We start from the raw sequence: 16,924 nt of genomic DNA, 5'->3' as shown, positions 1-16,924 counted from the left end.
TTGTACTTAAATGTTCTCAGAAAACCTTGAGTCTAGCACTCTAGCATTTTCTCTAATTCTGAAGAAAACTGCAAGAGTAAGAGCTAGATCTAGCTTTAGATCGGGTTAGGGATATTTTCCCCTCCGAATGACATTATAGAGCCAAGTTTCATCCTTAGCGATTCAGAGTTTTTTGTATTTTCACGCACACTATCAACCCCAAATTCCGTTTGCAAGTGCTATTTTTCGTCTATTCTCAAGTTGACTTTCCAAGTCAATTCTAGTGATTGAGGATCTATAGTCTTACAAAAGTGAATTGGGGAGTACCCCCTATGATCAAGCTTAAGAGGCTGTCTGCAATGCTTGTCAATTTTATCGTATTTTTCCCGCAACGACAGGCGAATTCCCTGGGGAAGAAGTCAGTTGAGCGTGTAATCGAGTCGATAGAGTGAAGCTAGAATCGTCAACTGGCTTTTAAGAGTGTTGAAACTCGCCGATAATCCTTACTTCGGGTTCGAGTAGGTAAGACCAACGCTGTTCAACTTGTTCTTGGACATGGCGAATAAGTTGGAAAATCTCAGTCGCCGTTGCGCCGCCACAATTGACAATAAAATTTGCATGACGTTCAGCCACTTGAGCGCCGCCAATTTGGTATCCTTTTAAACCGGCTTGTTCAATTAGCCAACCTGCGGGTTTTGGGCCAGGGTTACGAAAGACACTGCCACAACTAGGCAGATGGTAAGGCTGAGAACTTCGGCGGTGTCGCAGTTGATCCGTGGTCTCAGCTAAAACCAGAGCGGGGTCTGCTCCAGGTTGTAACGCGAAAGTTGCTTGTAGGACAACACGATCACTATTTTGTAAGTTAGAAGTCCGATAGCGATAGGCCAAGTCTTGAGGAGTCAAAACTTCCAGTTGTCCAGAGCGAGAAAGCACTTCAGCTTGAACCAAAATCTCGGCTGTACTGCTCCCATGAGCGCCCGCATTCATCACCACAGCGCCGCCAACGGTGCCGGGAATACCGACCGCCCATTCTAAGCCTTGCCACCCCAAGCGAGCCGCTTTCCAAGCCAAGCGAGGCAAGGATTCTCCCGCCGCGACATGAAGTTGTCCAGTGGCTAAATCAAAGTGGGTGTGGCGCAAGCCACGGGTACCGATGACTAATCCAGATAAACCCTGATCACTGATTAAAAGATTTGATCCTCCTCCCAGTAAGGTCGCTGAAAGTCCTTGTTCGGCTGCCCATGCTAAACTCGCCTGCATTTCATCAAGATTTTTGGGGGCGACATACCATTCAGCCGGGCCACCCACACGGTAGGACGTATGAGAAGCTAAGGAAACTTTTGATTGAATCAAACAGTCTTTTCCTAGCAAGGAAATGGAGCGAGGAGCTGCTGGGCAACTTGCTCCGGAACTCGACTGTTGATTAAGCTGACCTGGAGAGTCGTAGGAAAGCGTCATAACCATAACAAATACAACAAAATGCTTATTCTTAATCGAAACAACAGCACCATCACGAGCTTTTCACCCAATGGAGCGAGCCGATTGGGGTCGCTGCTCTATTTGAGGGAACGGGTGATTTTGATAGAATGCGATGACCTCTGGGATAATTTTGTTGAGGTTACCTGCCCCCAGAAAGAGAGCTAAATCACCGGGTTTGAGAATTTCACTCAAGAGAGTTTTGACGGACTCCAACGATTGTCGGTAGTAAACTTGAGGGTGATAGGTTCCAATGGAATCGGCTAATTGTTGTCCATTGATTTGACCTGTGTTCGCTTCACCCGCACTGTAAATGTCCGTCAGTACGACCAGATCAGCGTCAGCAAAGCACTGGGAGAATTCTGACAAGAAAGTTTGAGTCCGGCTATAACGATGAGGTTGAAAGATCGCTACAACCCTTTGAACAGGGATGTTTGTTGCAGTGTGAGAGCCTTTACGAAGGCGAGCGGCGCCTAAAGTGGCTCGAATCTCACTGGGATGATGAGCATAGTCATCTATAAATAGGATGTCGTTGCTACTACCGCGATGTTCAAAGCGTCGTTTTGCCCCTTCAAAGGTAGAGATGGCTTCGGCGATTGCCGAAAACTCCAATCCGACAAGTCGGCCAACGGCAACGGCAGCGAGAGTATTTTGGAGGTTGTGTTGACCCAGTAACTTGACGTGTAACTGACCCAACAGTTGGCCCCGTTCGGACACTTGAGCAAGGGAGCCATCGGAACCATACTCGACTGCATCTACAGTGTAATCGGCTCCCGAGTTAGGGTCTAAGCTATAGCTAATTTGAGGTTGAATCCGCTCTCGAACCGTGGCACAGTCAATACAGCCAATTAAGGTTTGACAATGCTCGGTAAAGGTTTCAAAGGTAGAAATGACTTGATCGAGGGTTTGATAATGATCGGGGTGATCAAGTTCGATGTTGGTGATAATTCCAATAGCGGGGGAAAACTTGACCAAAGAGCCATCAGATTCATCCGCTTCAGCCACGAGATAGGGACTCTGGCCGACACGGGCATTGCCTTCCCAAGCATTGACTTCTCCGCCAACTAAAATTGTCGGATCGAGGCCCGCTTCCAGCATCATATAGGCAATTAGGCTACTGGTGGTTGTTTTCCCGTGAGTTCCCGCTACCGCAATACTTTGATACTCGCCGATCAGGGCGGCTAGAATGTCAGAACGATGAAAGATCGGACAGCCTAAAGCTTGAGCCGCTTTGTATTCTGGGTTTTCGGGATGAATTGCTGTTGAACAGACGACTTGGGGTAATGGCATTGATGATGTCATTGCTGTTTCATTGGCCCCAACTGCTCCAGACGAAATCTTGACGGCTGGCTTTGAGCCGTTAGTCTGCCCCAAGTTTAAGTTTTTAGGGGTGCTGTTTGAATCGATTTGAGTTTGAAAAGCCTCAAAATTGCTGGCCTCTTGGCTCCAAAAAATATGGACACCCAAGGCTTGCAAACGCCGGGTAATATGGGTCGTTTGTAAGTCTGAGCCATAAATTGGCAAGTTGCGCTTTGCTAGAATATAGGCGAGAGCAGACATTCCGATTCCACCAATTCCGATGAAATGAAAGGGTCTGCCACTGAAATCAACAGAACTAGGCATTTTAGCTCCTTAACCACACCACACCACGCCAATAACAGGCGATATCATATCAAGAATTGTTTTTTCCCGATACAGAGTTCGGAAAATATTTCTCAAGAAGCATTCTACGCCATCCTTCACGTATAGGAGGCGAAATGCTGTAGTAGTTGTATACTATATCCCTTGTCTCTAAGCAAATACCGGATTCCTCTCGATCAAATTTAGAGGGGATGGGAATGGGACAATTCGGTGAAGTATCTGTTTCAGGGGTCTGAAGCATTGAACTGACAGGGGTTTTGTTCGGTCAAACTCTCTCCTCTAGGGGGTTAGAGTGTTCTATCTGTTTCTGGTGATCCGATTAAAATCAGAAGTTTGGAAAGCTAAACGTAAGAATGGATCAGCCTTTACGGTATGATTGGGGTCATTAGAAACCTAAATCATAAAAGGCTCGTGCCTGAGTTGGGCAATGCCATTGTTAGGAGGAACAAGGTGATTAAAGTCGCAATCAATGGTTTTGGACGGATCGGACGCAACTTTGTACGTTGCTTATTGACTCGCGAGAATAGCAATCTGGATCTGGTCGCCATCAATGATACCTCAGACCCGAAGACAAATGCTCACTTGCTGAAGTATGATTCGATGTTGGGGACCCTGAAAGATGTTGATATTCAAGCGGATGAAAACTCGCTGACTGTCAACGGTAAAACAATTAAGTGTGTCTCTGATCGTAATCCTCTCAATCTACCCTGGGCTGATTGGGGTGTTGATTTGATTATCGAATCGACGGGTGTGTTTGTCACCGAAGAGGGTGCTTCTAAGCACTTAGAAGCGGGTGCCAAGAAGGTGTTGATTACAGCCCCAGGTAAAGGCGGAAAGATTGGTACTTTCGTGATGGGGGTTAACGACAATACCTACAAGCACGAAGACTACAATATCGTCAGTAACGCCAGTTGTACCACGAACTGTCTCGCTCCTTTTACCAAGGTGCTACACGAACACTTTGGCATTATTAAAGGGACGATGACAACGACCCACAGCTACACTGGAGATCAACGCATTTTAGATGCGAGTCACCGGGATTTACGTCGGGCGCGGGCTGCTGCGATTAACATCGTACCGACTTCGACAGGTGCTGCTAAAGCGGTGGCGTTGGTTATTCCTGAAATGAAGGATAAACTCAACGGTATTGCCATGCGTGTACCGACTCCAAATGTTTCTGTTGTAGACTTGGTGGTTCAAGTCGAGAAGAATACATTTACTGAAGAAGTCAATCGAGTTTTACAAGAAGCTGCCGAAGGCCCTATGAAAGGTATTCTCGAATATAGCGATCTCCCTCTGGTTTCCAGTGATTATCGCGGACGAGATGCTTCCTCTATCGTCGATGCTAGTTTGACGATGGTTATGGGTGGTGACATGGTGAAGGTCATCGCTTGGTATGACAACGAGTGGGGCTATAGCCAACGGGTTGTAGACCTGGCTGAGTTAGTTGCAAAACATTGGCCAGCAGCCTAGAAAGAACAAGGGATTAGGAATTAGGGATTAGGAACTTGAAGACTCAAATCGAGTGATCAAGGATCGATTTTACTTGTTCCTATTCCATTTTCCCGGTTCTTTACTAGACGATTGAGTTTTTTAATTGAAAATTAATGTTCTCAACCCATAGAACATTCAAAAATGTTTAAATCCTTTGTTAAGAACAAGGGGGGTTTCCGTCTGAGGTTGCGTCTGATCAACTAAAAGAATTTGGGGGTTAGTGGTTGTTATTCCGACAACTGCTGCCCCCGTTCCCAATTTCTCCACGAACTGTTCAGCCCAGGATAAAGGAAGACACAACACCAACTGAAAATCTTCGCCCCCATACAGCGCCCAGTTGATAGCCTCTGAGGGAGAAACAAGCTGTTGTAAAGCTTTTGACAGCGGAATTTGATGGCGTTCTATTCTTGCCCCCACTTGACTCGCTTGACAGATTTGTACAACCGCATCGGCTAAACCATCACTACTATCCATTCCCGCAACTCTGACTTCATCCGGGAGAATTTCTTGTAAAATAGCGATCGCATCGAGTCTGGGTAAGGGTCGTTGATGGGCTTGAATCAGGGATGAACGTTGCATCTGGCTTAAAGATTGTCCACACTCTGGCTTCAGCAACACTTCTAACCCCGCCCGCGAATCTCCATGCACCCCAGTCACAACAATCGCATTTCCCGCTAGGGCTGTATTTCGACGAATGGCAAACTGAGGATTAACTTGTCCAAAAGCGGTAATGGAAACGCAACGCACCCGCGACTGACAGATATCTCCTCCAACTATCGGGGTATTAAAGGGTTCTAAACATTGAGAAATTCCCTGATAAAATTCCTCAACCCATTCTACAGAAGTCTCAGGAGTCAACCCCAAAGCCACCGTAATTCCCACCGGAAACGCCCCCATCGCCGCAATATCCGATAAATTCGCTGCTGTCGCCCGCCAACCCACGTCACTAGCGGTCGTGGTGCGATCGCTAAAATGCACCTCATCAACTAACATATCTGTAGTAATAACCAAAGATTGATCTGGTTTTGGGGTAAGAATCGCCCCATCATCCCCGACCACTTCTTGGGGACAAAAACGCTTTACAATTGCGAGTAGACCTTGCTCACCAATGTCCTGAATATTCATTGTAAAAAAACTAATCTTTTCTGATACTATAAGATGCTGAATTCCTCAAAGTTTAAGGAATAGATAAAATTAGGATTACCCCTATGGTCACTAAAGATCTGGACAATATCAACCTCTTAGCCTTCCAACAACCGATCAACTGTTGTAATGTGACTGCGGTCGCTTATGCTTTAACAGCATTGGGACATCCCACCTCTGTTGATGAGATTTTTTATGTAACCCGATTACCTATTGCTTCTGTTCTCGATGATGGGATGACTTTAGCAGAAACTTACGATACCTTCCTCAGCTATGTCGAAAATGCCAAATTACCCTTGTCTGTCAAGATGGAGTATTTCGACCGACGAGAGATAACTTTTGATACTTTTGTTCAAGAAATCGAACGGGCTGTTTCTGACGATAAAGACATCCACATCTTAAACTTTAGTGTGAGTATCGCTCACGATAATTTTAATCTCGGTGGGGGGCATTTTTCATTATTAGCGGACTATGATCCCAATACACAAGAACTAACAATTGCAGATACCAACCCCAAAAAGTATACTCGCTTTTGGAAATGTCCTGCTGAACGAATGTATAAGGCTTGTGTAGACAAAGATTCTTCCTCTACCCGCTCTCGGGGAATGATTGTTGTTCGTAAAGCTGATGACTCACACCAATAAAAATTGATGTAAAAACAGAATAGATGTTCAGCAGGGCTAACTTCTAAAAATGGTTAATTATTCTACGAGTAATTATTCCTAATTTAGAGATAGATAAACTGGATGTTTAAACCAAAAATCAAGGGATTGTATTCTCAGGAAAAACAACATTTCCCTAACTCAATGAAGCCGAAAAATATCTGTACAGTTGAGTTTCCAGTTGATGAATTTCGTCGGGTTATTGCTTTACCTAAAGCCATTATCAATACTGAAGTTAAAGCCGATTATACCAACGAAATTTTAACTCTAATCTTTACCCAAAGCACCGGAAGGAGTCAATCGGATCGTCAAGGTAAATTTAATGGAAACCCATCAACCTGAACAGTTAGAAATGGCTGAAGTCTAGTCACTCCAAACCCCGTTTTAATCGAGGTTAAAAACAGATAGATCAACCCGGTTTATTAAGCGATTTCAACTCTTAATATCTCCTCATAAACCGGGATTTTCATTAAATTTCAGAATCTACAGTCCGACACCAAAGTTGATGATCAGAAGTGGCTGCATACAATTTTCCATCCATTCCCGCCATTGCAACCACATTATTAGCATGACCAATTTCTTGCCATTTGATCCCATCAGGAGTGAGATCAACCTGCCAAAGTTTATGGTCAAAAGTCACTGCATAAAGTTGATTATTTGTAGCAGCTAATGACATCACAGAAATTCCTCGACCAATCTGCTTCCAATTGAGATCAACTCGACCATCTCGTACCCAAAATTTATCATCAGAACTCACTGCATATAGTTTACCATCCATTGCAGTCATCGTGACCACATTATTCGCTACAGCAATTGCTTGCCAACCCCGATCTTCTGTTACAATAGCTCGTATCCAGAGTTGATCTTCTGAAGTAGCTGCATAGAGTTGTTCATTCATTGCCGCCATTGCAACTACATTATTCGCATGACCAATCAGTTGCCAGTTGATATCACCCGGAATAGCGACTCGTACCCAGAGTTTATTGTCAGATGTTGCAGCATAAAGAGTTCCATTCAACGCAGTCATTGCAACCACATTATTAGCATGACCAATCAGTTGCCAATTAACTGAATTAATACTCATGTTACTTATCCTTTTCAATCCCATTAATAAGACAAATGCAGCAGATGCTAGGAGACTTCCGGAAAGGTTAATCAACTTTCAAAACAAACAACACTTCTGAAGACAAACTATTCTCAGTGGACAACTCCAACACTTTATACTGAAAAAATAGAGTTAAACAGCAGGGGAAATATGGCCAGAGGCGATCAAGTTTATGCTTATCGAGAATTTTTGAATCTAGATGGCGTTTATGAGCATCATGGAATAGACTGTGGAGATGGTAGCGTCATTCACTACCGCAAACCTAGCGAAATCGTTGAACGGACTTCAATGGAAACTTTTGCACGGGGAGGAAAGGTTTATATTAGACCTTATCCTGTGCGTTATATTCCTGATACTGTGATTCAGCGAGCAGAAAATCGTTTGGGAGAGTGTAAATATAATTTATTATTCAACAACTGTGAACACTTTGCGACATGGTGCGTAACAGGGGTGAATGATAGTCGCCAGATTAGAAATTTTGTACCGCTTCTCAATCAAATTGATGTTGATCAATTATATCGACCAATTCAGGAAGCTTTAACGGGGATTAAAAAAGATAACGCACCGTTGTTATTAGATAAAGCTTTAGCTGATATTCGTACTGCTTGGAATGATGTTCATCCCCAATACAAACAAGCCCTTGAGGATATGAATGCTTGGCAAAATGTAGCGAAGGAAGCGTTACAACGAAATCGAGAAGATTTAGCTCGCGAAGCGTTACAACGAAAGATTATTTCTGAAAAACGCGCTCAAGAACTCGAAGAAAATTTAGAGAATTTAGCAGCAATGACTCAAACTTTAATCAGTAATCAGAAAAATCTACAAATTCTCTAGAAGGGATTTTCTCTTGACCCTAAAATTATCGTTTCAATCCCTAATAGGGATTATTGGTAATTGTAACTGTCTCCAGCACTGTTTGCCATTGTCGTTTGCCGCAATTTGAAGTTTCAATCCCTAATATAGTAATCCTATCTCATTCGTGAAAAGCCCGAGATGGTATACTCTAATTAAATGGCTCAACTTAAGTGTATCAATCTAAGGATGGAAGAACTAGATGAGTTTATCCGGAGTAATCCTAACCCGCGTGAACTGTTCCGAAAATTTTCATGTATGGCAACTTTTCACAAATCATTTAGGATTGCTATATTAGATTGGGATAATTGATAATAGTAACGACGAATAAAAAAGGGAATACTCATCAAATTAAATTGTTTTTTTGAAAAGGATTTTGGACAATATTACTCAACAACACTTATGCAAGAAACTCGATCAATTCAGGAAAAGCTGAGAAATGCTTGGAAAAATGTAAATAATATTTTTCTACCAAACGATTCTTGGTTTGACGACCCTGATAAATGTACAAAAATTCAGAAAAAATTATCTTACTTTAATCCAGAACATGAAGACAATCCTGAACATATTGATCGAGTCTACAAAGGTCTAGTTCGAGGTATAAATATTACTCAAGCTGCTATAGAATGGGAAAAACCTAGCATTGGTCGTCGTAATGATACAGGTAAATGGAGGGGAATTCAATGGCAGTTAGTTATCGCGTATAGTGGATTTGAGATTACAACTAAAGCATTGAGCAATATTTTGGAAAAAAAACCGAATTTATCTGACTTTGAATTAATGCTTGATAAGTGTAATCTTCCCAACTACTTACCGTTAAAACCCCCTCAACCTGAGAATAGTAAAAATTTAGAAAAGTGGTTAAATAAAGAAGAAAAATCAATCGCAGAATTTCTAAACTTGAAACACAAGGATATAGAGGTGATCGAAGATTGGATAGTTGAGTCTTGTCCGATTAATACCTGGAAAGATGCGCTTCTTCTCGCTAGAGCTTTTAGAAATACTACAACTCATGGATTTTTAGTTCCTAGCAAAGTTAAAGATTGGAAGCTAAAACCGAGTTTAGAGGCATTGACAGAGAATATAGCAGAGATTCTAGTTGCAGCTTTAGAAAAACTTGAGTCTTGAGTACATCCAAAGATAGATCTTGACAACCTCCGACTTAATGCTGTATATTGGATAGTGTAAATTTTCCTCCAACCATTCGTGAAGAACAAACTTAGAAAGTTAAGTTGATAAAGCTTAAAAGGTTTAACTTTCTCAGTCACGGAAGGTTAGAAGGAGAATTTTCCCCAGTTTTGTAAGTGTCTCGTTTGAAAAGATTATTCCCGTATTTTCGCAACAGAGGAGTTACGGGAAATGTCTCTAACTTTTAATTATCAAGCCCAATAGCCGCCCCTTCTCGCCTCGGATCAGCCGCCCCTTCTAACATTCCGTTTGACGTGACTCGAATTAAATTAGCATTACCCCAACCGTCCCATTCATCAAGATTATGTCCGCGACGCCGCAATTTATCTAACGTTGCAGGCTTCATTCTCCCTTTTTCAACAATTAATTTATCGGGTAGCCATTGATGGTGTATTCGGGGTTCTGATACCGCTTCACCTGCATTCATATCAAACTCAACTACATTTAATACCAGTTGTAATGCAGTCGTAATAATCGTACTTCCTCCCGGTGAACCTCCCGCCATCACGAACTCTCCATCTTTGGTGACAATAACCGGACTCATACTCGATAACGGTGTTTTCAACGGGGCGATCGCATTAGCTTCTCCCCCCACCAACCCATATAAATTGGGAACACCAGGCGCGACTGCAAAATCATCCATCTCATTATTTAAAACAATTCCCGTCCCTTCTGCAACCACAGCAGCGCCAAAACTCCCATTGATGGTAAACGTCAAACTCACCACATTCCGTTCATTATCCACAACCGTTAAATGACTCGTTTGCGGAGACTCCCAAAGATAACGCTGTAAAGTCGCTTCATCAACAGGTTTCACCTGAGTTGAATTCCTCGCTTTTTTCATATTAATTGCTTGACGCTGTTGGTTAGCATAAGCCAAACTCGTTAAGGCTTCTACAGGTACCGTCACAAAATCTGGATCGCCCAAATAAGTCGCCCGATCTGCATAAGCAATTCGCATCGCTTCGGCTAATAAATGCAACGTGTCGGGGTTTTGTCTTCCCCAACGTTTTAAGTTAGTATCGCCGATCATATTTAAAATCTGAACCAAATGCACACCCCCCGAAGAAGGCGGAGGCATTGAACACACTTGAGTCTCGCGAAATTCTCCACAAACAGGTTTACGCCAAATGGGAGTATAAGCTTTTAAATCATCCAACGTCATTAAACCGCCATTTTTTGCCATATCTGCGGCGATCGCTTCGGCAATTTCTCCCCGATAAAAACTATTGGGATCTTCAGCAATTCTTTTTAATGTTGTTGCTAAATCCTGCTGAATTAAAACCTCTCCCGGCTGATAGGGTTCCCCATTGCGAGTAAAAATCGCCTTCGCTGCGGGATTATTATTAATCACATCTTGACGGCGTTTAACTGATCGCACAAAATAATCACTCACCGGAAATCCATCTTCAGCCAACCGAATTGCAGGGGAAACCACCGTCGCCCAGGGTAAATTTCCATAATATTGATGTACGGTGTAAAGTCCTGCAACTGTTCCCGGTATCCCTGCGGCGAGATGTCCATCTAAACTCGATCTCGGTTGAACCTTTCCTGCGTCATCAAGGTACATATCCCGTGTTGCGGCTTTCGGCGCCCGTTCTCGGAAATCAAGGGCTTGAATGTCGTAAGAGTCCTCAGCTTGCGGTGTCGTTGGAGGAAAACCCACTAACAAAAACCCACCTCCCCCAATTCCAGCAGAAAATGGCTCAACAACAGAGATCGCAAAAGTTGTCGCTACAGCCGCATCAACGGCGTTACCGCCCTGTTTTAGTATGTCAATTCCTGCTTGACTCGCCAACGGATCGGCAGAAACCACCATACCCAGTTGACTGCGTGGAGACTCGGCAACTTTAAGTTGAGATTGACACCCAGTTGCCCAAATAATAATAATCAACAAACAAATAAAACTTTGGAAAAGTCGCGGATACCAAAGCAATCGAGCGATTCTAGGCTGAAGTTGCACCGAATCTTAACATCCTCTGCAATTTATGCAGTGTTTATCTTACCTTAAAACCATCTCCCAGGAAAAAGTTGCTAGAGATGAGAAGCATTACCATCAAACTGAGTTGGAGTACCCAAGGGGCGACAACAAAAAACCAAACTCCGCAGACGATCCCAATAACCCCTGAAAGCAAACGGGGTAGTTCTTCAGGGGTTCCGAGAGGATCGCCCAAACTCACCCAAACAGCTAGACAGCAAATGACGAGAGGAATGATAAATTGTGTAGTCATAGTTCTTATTTCTTAACATTAGACTCATCACAGTATAGTAGACGACTCCCAAGATTGTCATATTAACTTAACGTCACAAGTCAAAAAGTCTAGACCTCGGAAGCGGATGAAAAGTTTCCCAGACTGTGCGATATACTGAACATTGCATCAAGATTGCTATTGAGTCAAAGCAATGCTAGGCAAATTTTTTCAGAAGCCCGAACCCGAACAAAGTGATCGCGTTCCTCCGGGTCAGTACCTTGCCAAAGGATTTCCCGTCCTCACCTACGGAGATACGCCCGAAATTCGCACAGAAGACTGGGAATTTAAAGTTTGGGGTTTAGCCACACCCAAGACCTTTTCTTGGTCTGATCTGATGGCAATGCCTCAAAGTGAATTTACGGCTGATTTCCACTGTGTAACTCGTTGGTCAAAGCTAGATGTCACCTGGCGAGGAATTAAAGTCACTGACTTTATGAAGCAGGTTGAAGTCGATCCTCAAGCGGTTCATATTATGGAACATTGCTATGGAGGCTACACTACAAATATCGCCCTAGAAGATTTCCTGCGAGAAGAAAACTTTTTTGCCCATACCCTGTTTGATGAACCTTTAAGCGCTGATCATGGTGGCCCGTTACGTTTAGTCGTTCCTCATCTGTATGCGTGGAAAAGTGCAAAATGGATTAACGGGTTAGAGTTTATAAACGAAGAAGCGCTAGGATTTTGGGAACGCAACGGTTATCACAAACGGGGCGAACCTTGGGCAGAAGAACGCTATAGCGGTTTATTTTAACAATCCTCAAGACTCTTTAGAAGAAGTCATGTCAAACGCCTCCGAAACCGATTCAATCGGGATAAAGTCAGAGATTTCACCGTGGCTGACTCCTCTGGCTTATTCGCTGTTGAGTCATCTGATTTTACCGATTTATTTTGGCCGAATTGAGGTGAATGGACAGGAACATTTACCCCAGTCTGGGGCGGTGATTTTAGCCCCAACTCATCGATCTCGGTGGGACCCGATTATTTTAGCCTATGCCGCAGGTCGAAACGTCACAGGCTGGGATCTGTATTATATGGTGTTATTAAATCAAACGAAAGGCATACAAGGGTGGTTTGTCCGACGTTTGGGGGGGTTTCCGATTGATCGAACTCGTCCGACCACTTCTAGTATTCGCTATAGTGTTAAATTGCTGCAAAGCCAAAAGGTTCTGGTTTTGTTTCCTGAAGGGTATATTATCGAGGATAATCAAATTGATAAAATTCAGCCCGGAGTTGCGAGAATTGCCTTGCAAGCAGTTTCTGAACAGTCAGATTTGAGTGTAACAATTGTTCCAGTTAGTATTTATTATCAACATCCCGCACCCCCCCCAATAGGGTGTAAGGTTTGGGTAAATATTGGTTCTCCTTTGAATGTGAGGGAATATCAAGAGGATTCGATTAAAAAAGCAACTCGACACTTAACAACTGATTTAAAAGAAGCACTTCAAGCCTTACATCAACCTCCGTCTGAACTGCTGTGACCGTTGATTAAAAGCCTACTCGGGTAAGCTATTTTATGCTAAAATATATTCACCTTAAAACAGGAACAGAGGATGACAATCGATACCCATATTGACCTTTAATTGTAACTCTTTCTTTTCCCTGTCTATCGTGATAATTTAAGCTACAAAAAAACTCATCTTATCTTCTCGTATTCTATTACATGAATACCAATGTTTCTGCTCAATCTCAGTCCAACAATCAGCCCTTTGTATTACCTCCCTTAACACCAGAGACAATTAAACGCGCCCGACAGGGTTTAGAAGCCGCCCAGTTGCTGAAGGCTGAAGCGATTGTTGAGAAATCCTTACATCAAACTGAAGCTTTTATTCAGAACAAATCTAACCTAAAACTACGAGGTTGGATACGTTGGCTATTGATTCACACTGTCATTCATAGTTTATTTCGCGTTAAAGTTGAATCTCTCGATCGCTTACCCAAACAGCCTGTGATCATCGCGCCCAATCACCTCAGTCATATCGATCCCTTCTTGATTTTATCCGAAATTCCCGATCAACCCTATTATTATATTTTAGGTGATGCTCGCAGTCTTTACAATAAGTTCTGGAAACGGTTATTTTTGCGATTTAGTGGGGGAACAATTCCCCTCGAACGGATTTGGAAAGAAGAAATAGCAGTCTTAGAAGCAGCGAAAGCCGGAGAGAAAAATTTAACTGAATTAGCCGCAGCCATTGAACAAGACGTTCCCAAAGGAAACTCAATTCAAAGTTTACGTCGATTAGATCAGATTGTCCAAGGAGTTTTTGCCCAAAAAAAAGGTATCATTATCTTTCCAGAAGGACGATTAGGATTTCAAGAAGGTCAATTATTTTTACCTCTAAAACGAGGAACAGTGATCTATGCGTTAAAAACAGGAGTTCCGATTGTACCCGTGGGAATTATTGGCACAAGAAATCTTTATTTATACAAAGAACTGACGATTCGTTTTGGTCAACCTCTCACTTTTCCGCAAATTAATCGACCTAAACCCAAAGATATAAAAATTGCTTTAGAGACTCTAGAAGCTGCTATTTTTGATTTATTACCTCAAAATTATCAAGAACCTGATGAACTTAAGTTATTTAGTGATTTTCTCAATCATATGTTGTGGTAAATGGAGTTTTGAATGCTGATTGAGTTTAGTGTTGGAAATTATCTCTCGTTTCAAGATATTGTCACGTTTAGTTTAGTCACTGCTAAAATCCCACTTCCTCACAAAAAACTCCGCAACAATCGTGTTAAAATCGATGATCAACTAAGTTTACTTAAAACGGCTATAATTTATGGTGAGAATGGAAGTGGAAAAACGAATCTAATTAAAGCTTTAAACTTGATGACTCATTGGGTTTTGAACTCTGTTCAAGACACTGCTATCAACTCTATCTTTCCAATTCAACCGTTTCGTCTCAACTCCAAAACCATCAACCAACCTTCTCGATTTGAAATTGTCATTTTAATTGAAAAAATAATTTATCGCTACGGCTTTGAAATCTACTCAGAAGAAGTAATTGCAGAATGGTTATACTACGTTCCTGAACATCAAGAAGTACCCCTATTAAAACGAGAACTCAATCAGTTTGAATTTTTCCCGCCTTTCCCCACAATTCCTGAACTCACTCCCCAAATCAAACCCCATAATTTACTCCTCTCTTTTACCGATCAATTTCACATCGAAATTATGCAAGAAATCTGGAAATGGTTTCATCACAATCTCAAAATTATTCCAAGTTTTTTTCCAAACTTGATCAACGCTAAAACTATAAAATCTTGGGAAAATACTCAGTATCAAGACCAAATTATCCAATTTTTAAAACGATTTAATCTTGGAATTGATGCGATTGAAATTGAACCCTTTTTAGACCAAAAAACCAATCAGCCAGTCGTGAAAATCATTCGTTCTAGTTATGATCAACAAAGACAGCAAACTTCATCGCAAACCTTTGATTTATATCAAGAGGAGTCCCTTGGAACTCAAAAACTGTTACAACTCGCTATAATTTTAGTTGAAGCTTTAAACTCTGGCCAAGTCATCTGGATAGATTCACTCGATCTCAATTTACATCCGTTGATTACCAAAACAATTATTGAGTTATTTCATCAGCGAGAAACCAACCCCCAAAATGCACAACTCATTTTCACCGCCTATGATACCAGTTTACTCACTCCCAAACTCTTTAGACGCGATCAGATTTGGTTCACGACTAGAGACATTAAAAATCAAATTAGCCAAACAGAGTTATATGCTTTAGCCGAATTCAAAATCAAAAATGATAGTTCTTATGATCAAGATTATCTCTTAGGGAAATATGGCGGAATTCCGTTGTAAATCGAACTCAAACTAGCCTGATGCACTATCAACAAGGAGGTTCTCAAACCGGAAAACGAGGCTATTTAGAACGAAAAGTAGCAATTAGAGATTTAAAATTTGAACGATTTTTGATTGTCTGTGAAGGTGAAAAAACAGAACCTAATTATTTTAAAAGTTTTCCGATACCTGAAGAATGTTTAGATATTTACGGAATGGGAGACAATACATTAGGAATTGTTCGCAAAGCCCTTTTATTAAAACAAGAAGGAAACTATGATCAAGTTTGGTGTGTGTTTGATCGAGATTCCTTTCCCGCCCAAAAATTTAATCGGGCGATAGAATTGGCTGGGAAAAATAATATTAATATAGCCTACTCAAATGAAGGCTTTGAAATTTGGTATTTGTTACACTTCAATTTTTATGATACAGCTATTCCTCGCCGTGAATATAAACGGATGTTGAGTCAGTTACTCGATCATCGCTATCAGAAAAATAGTGAGACGATTTACGAAGAATTAAAAAGCCGACAACCGGATGCCATTCGTAATGCTAAAAAGCTACTCACCCAGTATCCTTCCCTTCATCCTGTACGAGACAACCCCTCAACAACCGTTCATTTATTGGTTGAACAATTAAATCGATTTATTGTCCACTAAAATTGATTCAAGATTCTCTAGAGATTATCTGCTTGGCGAGATTCCCACCAAATCGGAATAACCACCCAAGCGACAACCAAAATTAAAGCAATAACCGCAAATTTTGCCACCCCAGACACCAATTGTTCAAGCGGAACAACTTGACCGACAAAAAATGATAAACTGACCATCACAGAAGCCCAAGTTGCAGCCCCGGCAGTATTACACAGCAAGAACTTCCAGTAGGGCATTCGGGCAATCCCTGCCAATGGCCCTGCGAAAATTCGCAATAATGCCACAAACCGACCTAAAAATACGGCTTTAGCAGCGTTGCGGCTAAACTGATTTTTGACTTCTGTAAGTTTGGTTTCTTGAACTCGAAACAGTTTACCAATCGCCAGTAAAAATGGCCAACCTCTCCAGCGACCAATCCAATATCCGCAATTGTCCCCCAGTATCGCCCCGGCGATCGCCCAACCGAGTACAAACCAATAGTCGAGTTCACCACTCCCGGCGAGGAAACCTCCCACCAAAGTGATCGTCTCTCCAGGAAGGGGAATTCCGGCATTTTCTAAAGCAATTCCCACGAAAACAGCCCAGTAGCCATACTGATGAGCAATTTCCTGAATTGTTTCCAATGATACAATCTCAAAAGACATTCAATGCTGCCTTCATATTTTTTTGCAAAGCTT

The 16,924-nt window shown here is 42.1% G+C and carries 17 protein-coding genes; 10 read left to right on the top strand and 7 right to left on the bottom strand.

The window, feature by feature from the left end:
- Positions 1 to 453 precede the first annotated feature (453 nt).
- Together murB and murC are read right to left on the bottom strand one after the other, a co-directional pair.
- Entirely contained in the window at positions 454 to 1,443 is a 990-nt protein-coding gene (murB, locus tag L8106_RS23820) for a UDP-N-acetylmuramate dehydrogenase (protein WP_039897084.1), read from the bottom strand.
- A 57-nt stretch (positions 1,444 to 1,500) separates the two neighbouring features.
- Positions 1,501 to 3,078, bottom strand: coding sequence for a UDP-N-acetylmuramate--L-alanine ligase (gene murC / locus L8106_RS23815; RefSeq protein ID WP_009787049.1), 1,578 nt, complete (start codon positions 3,076 to 3,078; stop codon positions 1,501 to 1,503).
- Positions 3,079 to 3,546: 468 nt separating this feature from the next.
- Between murC and L8106_RS23810 the strand changes: the two genes are divergently transcribed.
- Positions 3,547 to 4,569 (top strand): type I glyceraldehyde-3-phosphate dehydrogenase, encoded by a 1,023-nt coding sequence (locus L8106_RS23810; protein WP_009787048.1) that lies wholly within the window; start codon positions 3,547 to 3,549, stop codon positions 4,567 to 4,569.
- A gap of 156 nt (positions 4,570 to 4,725) precedes the next feature.
- On the opposite strand, the gene thiL is transcribed toward L8106_RS23810, so the two are convergent.
- Positions 4,726 to 5,715, bottom strand: coding sequence for a thiamine-phosphate kinase (gene thiL, locus L8106_RS23805; protein WP_009787047.1), 990 nt, complete (start codon positions 5,713 to 5,715; stop codon positions 4,726 to 4,728).
- 83 nt (positions 5,716 to 5,798) lie between these two features.
- Between thiL and L8106_RS23800 the strand changes: the two genes are divergently transcribed.
- Complete coding sequence (locus L8106_RS23800) at positions 5,799 to 6,377, top strand: phytochelatin synthase family protein (protein ID WP_009787046.1); 579 nt, start codon at positions 5,799 to 5,801, stop codon at positions 6,375 to 6,377.
- 162 nt (positions 6,378 to 6,539) lie between these two features.
- Entirely contained in the window at positions 6,540 to 6,737 is a 198-nt protein-coding gene (locus L8106_RS23795) for an Hsp20/alpha crystallin family protein (protein WP_156803807.1), read from the top strand.
- 127 nt (positions 6,738 to 6,864) lie between these two features.
- Here L8106_RS23795 and L8106_RS23790 read toward each other — a convergent pair whose 3' ends face one another.
- Positions 6,865 to 7,479: a hypothetical protein gene (locus L8106_RS23790; RefSeq protein WP_009787044.1), complete on the bottom strand. Its 615-nt coding sequence runs from the start codon at positions 7,477 to 7,479 to the stop codon at positions 6,865 to 6,867.
- A gap of 171 nt (positions 7,480 to 7,650) precedes the next feature.
- Here L8106_RS23790 and L8106_RS23785 point away from each other — a divergent pair, with 171 nt between their 5' ends.
- Entirely contained in the window at positions 7,651 to 8,334 is a 684-nt protein-coding gene (locus L8106_RS23785) for a lecithin retinol acyltransferase family protein (protein ID WP_009787043.1), read from the top strand.
- A gap of 420 nt (positions 8,335 to 8,754) precedes the next feature.
- Complete coding sequence (locus tag L8106_RS23780; protein WP_009787042.1) at positions 8,755 to 9,480, top strand: hypothetical protein; 726 nt, start codon at positions 8,755 to 8,757, stop codon at positions 9,478 to 9,480.
- A gap of 244 nt (positions 9,481 to 9,724) precedes the next feature.
- On the opposite strand, the gene ggt is transcribed toward L8106_RS23780, so the two are convergent.
- Entirely contained in the window at positions 9,725 to 11,503 is a 1,779-nt protein-coding gene (gene ggt / locus L8106_RS23775; RefSeq protein WP_009787041.1) for a gamma-glutamyltransferase, read from the bottom strand.
- Between the two features lie 34 nt (positions 11,504 to 11,537).
- A complete protein-coding gene (locus L8106_RS23770) occupies positions 11,538 to 11,771 on the bottom strand; it encodes a hypothetical protein (protein WP_009787040.1) in 234 nt (77 codons plus the stop codon).
- Positions 11,772 to 11,943: 172 nt separating this feature from the next.
- Here L8106_RS23770 and L8106_RS23765 point away from each other — a divergent pair, with 172 nt between their 5' ends.
- From L8106_RS23765 to L8106_RS23745, 5 genes are all read left to right on the top strand, one after another.
- Complete coding sequence (locus tag L8106_RS23765) at positions 11,944 to 12,543, top strand: sulfite oxidase-like oxidoreductase (RefSeq protein ID WP_009787039.1); 600 nt, start codon at positions 11,944 to 11,946, stop codon at positions 12,541 to 12,543.
- Between the two features lie 28 nt (positions 12,544 to 12,571).
- Entirely contained in the window at positions 12,572 to 13,270 is a 699-nt protein-coding gene (locus tag L8106_RS23760) for a 1-acyl-sn-glycerol-3-phosphate acyltransferase (protein WP_009787038.1), read from the top strand.
- A gap of 182 nt (positions 13,271 to 13,452) precedes the next feature.
- Positions 13,453 to 14,403, top strand: coding sequence for a 1-acyl-sn-glycerol-3-phosphate acyltransferase (locus L8106_RS23755; protein ID WP_009787037.1), 951 nt, complete (start codon positions 13,453 to 13,455; stop codon positions 14,401 to 14,403).
- Positions 14,404 to 14,415: 12 nt separating this feature from the next.
- Positions 14,416 to 15,615: an ATP/GTP-binding protein gene (locus L8106_RS23750; protein WP_009787036.1), complete on the top strand. Its 1,200-nt coding sequence runs from the start codon at positions 14,416 to 14,418 to the stop codon at positions 15,613 to 15,615.
- Between the two features lie 20 nt (positions 15,616 to 15,635).
- A complete protein-coding gene (locus L8106_RS23745; RefSeq protein WP_009787035.1) occupies positions 15,636 to 16,253 on the top strand; it encodes an RloB family protein in 618 nt (205 codons plus the stop codon).
- A gap of 17 nt (positions 16,254 to 16,270) precedes the next feature.
- On the opposite strand, the gene L8106_RS23740 is transcribed toward L8106_RS23745, so the two are convergent.
- Positions 16,271 to 16,891: a DedA family protein gene (locus tag L8106_RS23740; RefSeq protein WP_009787034.1), complete on the bottom strand. Its 621-nt coding sequence runs from the start codon at positions 16,889 to 16,891 to the stop codon at positions 16,271 to 16,273.
- Positions 16,892 to 16,924: the final 33 nt, after the last annotated feature.

It is taken from the genome of Lyngbya sp. PCC 8106 (assembly GCF_000169095.1).
Lineage (GTDB): Bacteria > Cyanobacteriota > Cyanobacteriia > Cyanobacteriales > Microcoleaceae > Capilliphycus.
The sequence above is the reverse complement of the archived record's forward strand: the minus strand, read 5'-3'. Positions and strand labels throughout refer to the sequence as shown.

Bases quoted from the DNA above. Each gene is read 5' to 3' on its own strand.
- L8106_RS23795 (WP_156803807.1), top strand. From the start codon at position 6,540: ATGAAGCCGAAAAATATCTGTACAGTTGAGTTTCCAGTTGATGAATTT.
- thiL (WP_009787047.1), bottom strand. From the start codon at position 5,715: ATGAATATTCAGGACATTGGTGAGCAAGGTCTACTCGCAATTGTAAAG.
- L8106_RS23780 (WP_009787042.1), top strand. From the start codon at position 8,755: ATGCAAGAAACTCGATCAATTCAGGAAAAGCTGAGAAATGCTTGGAAA.
- L8106_RS23740 (WP_009787034.1), bottom strand. From the start codon at position 16,891: ATGTCTTTTGAGATTGTATCATTGGAAACAATTCAGGAAATTGCTCAT.
- murC (WP_009787049.1), bottom strand. From the start codon at position 3,078: ATGCCTAGTTCTGTTGATTTCAGTGGCAGACCCTTTCATTTCATCGGA.
- L8106_RS23750 (WP_009787036.1), top strand. From the start codon at position 14,416: ATGCTGATTGAGTTTAGTGTTGGAAATTATCTCTCGTTTCAAGATATT.
- L8106_RS23790 (WP_009787044.1), bottom strand. From the start codon at position 7,479: ATGAGTATTAATTCAGTTAATTGGCAACTGATTGGTCATGCTAATAAT.
- L8106_RS23745 (WP_009787035.1), top strand. From the start codon at position 15,636: ATGCACTATCAACAAGGAGGTTCTCAAACCGGAAAACGAGGCTATTTA.
- murB (WP_039897084.1), bottom strand. From the start codon at position 1,443: ATGGTTATGACGCTTTCCTACGACTCTCCAGGTCAGCTTAATCAACAG.
- L8106_RS23760 (WP_009787038.1), top strand. From the start codon at position 12,572: ATGTCAAACGCCTCCGAAACCGATTCAATCGGGATAAAGTCAGAGATT.
- L8106_RS23800 (WP_009787046.1), top strand. From the start codon at position 5,799: ATGGTCACTAAAGATCTGGACAATATCAACCTCTTAGCCTTCCAACAA.
- L8106_RS23765 (WP_009787039.1), top strand. From the start codon at position 11,944: ATGCTAGGCAAATTTTTTCAGAAGCCCGAACCCGAACAAAGTGATCGC.
- L8106_RS23770 (WP_009787040.1), bottom strand. From the start codon at position 11,771: ATGACTACACAATTTATCATTCCTCTCGTCATTTGCTGTCTAGCTGTT.
- L8106_RS23785 (WP_009787043.1), top strand. From the start codon at position 7,651: ATGGCCAGAGGCGATCAAGTTTATGCTTATCGAGAATTTTTGAATCTA.
- L8106_RS23755 (WP_009787037.1), top strand. From the start codon at position 13,453: ATGAATACCAATGTTTCTGCTCAATCTCAGTCCAACAATCAGCCCTTT.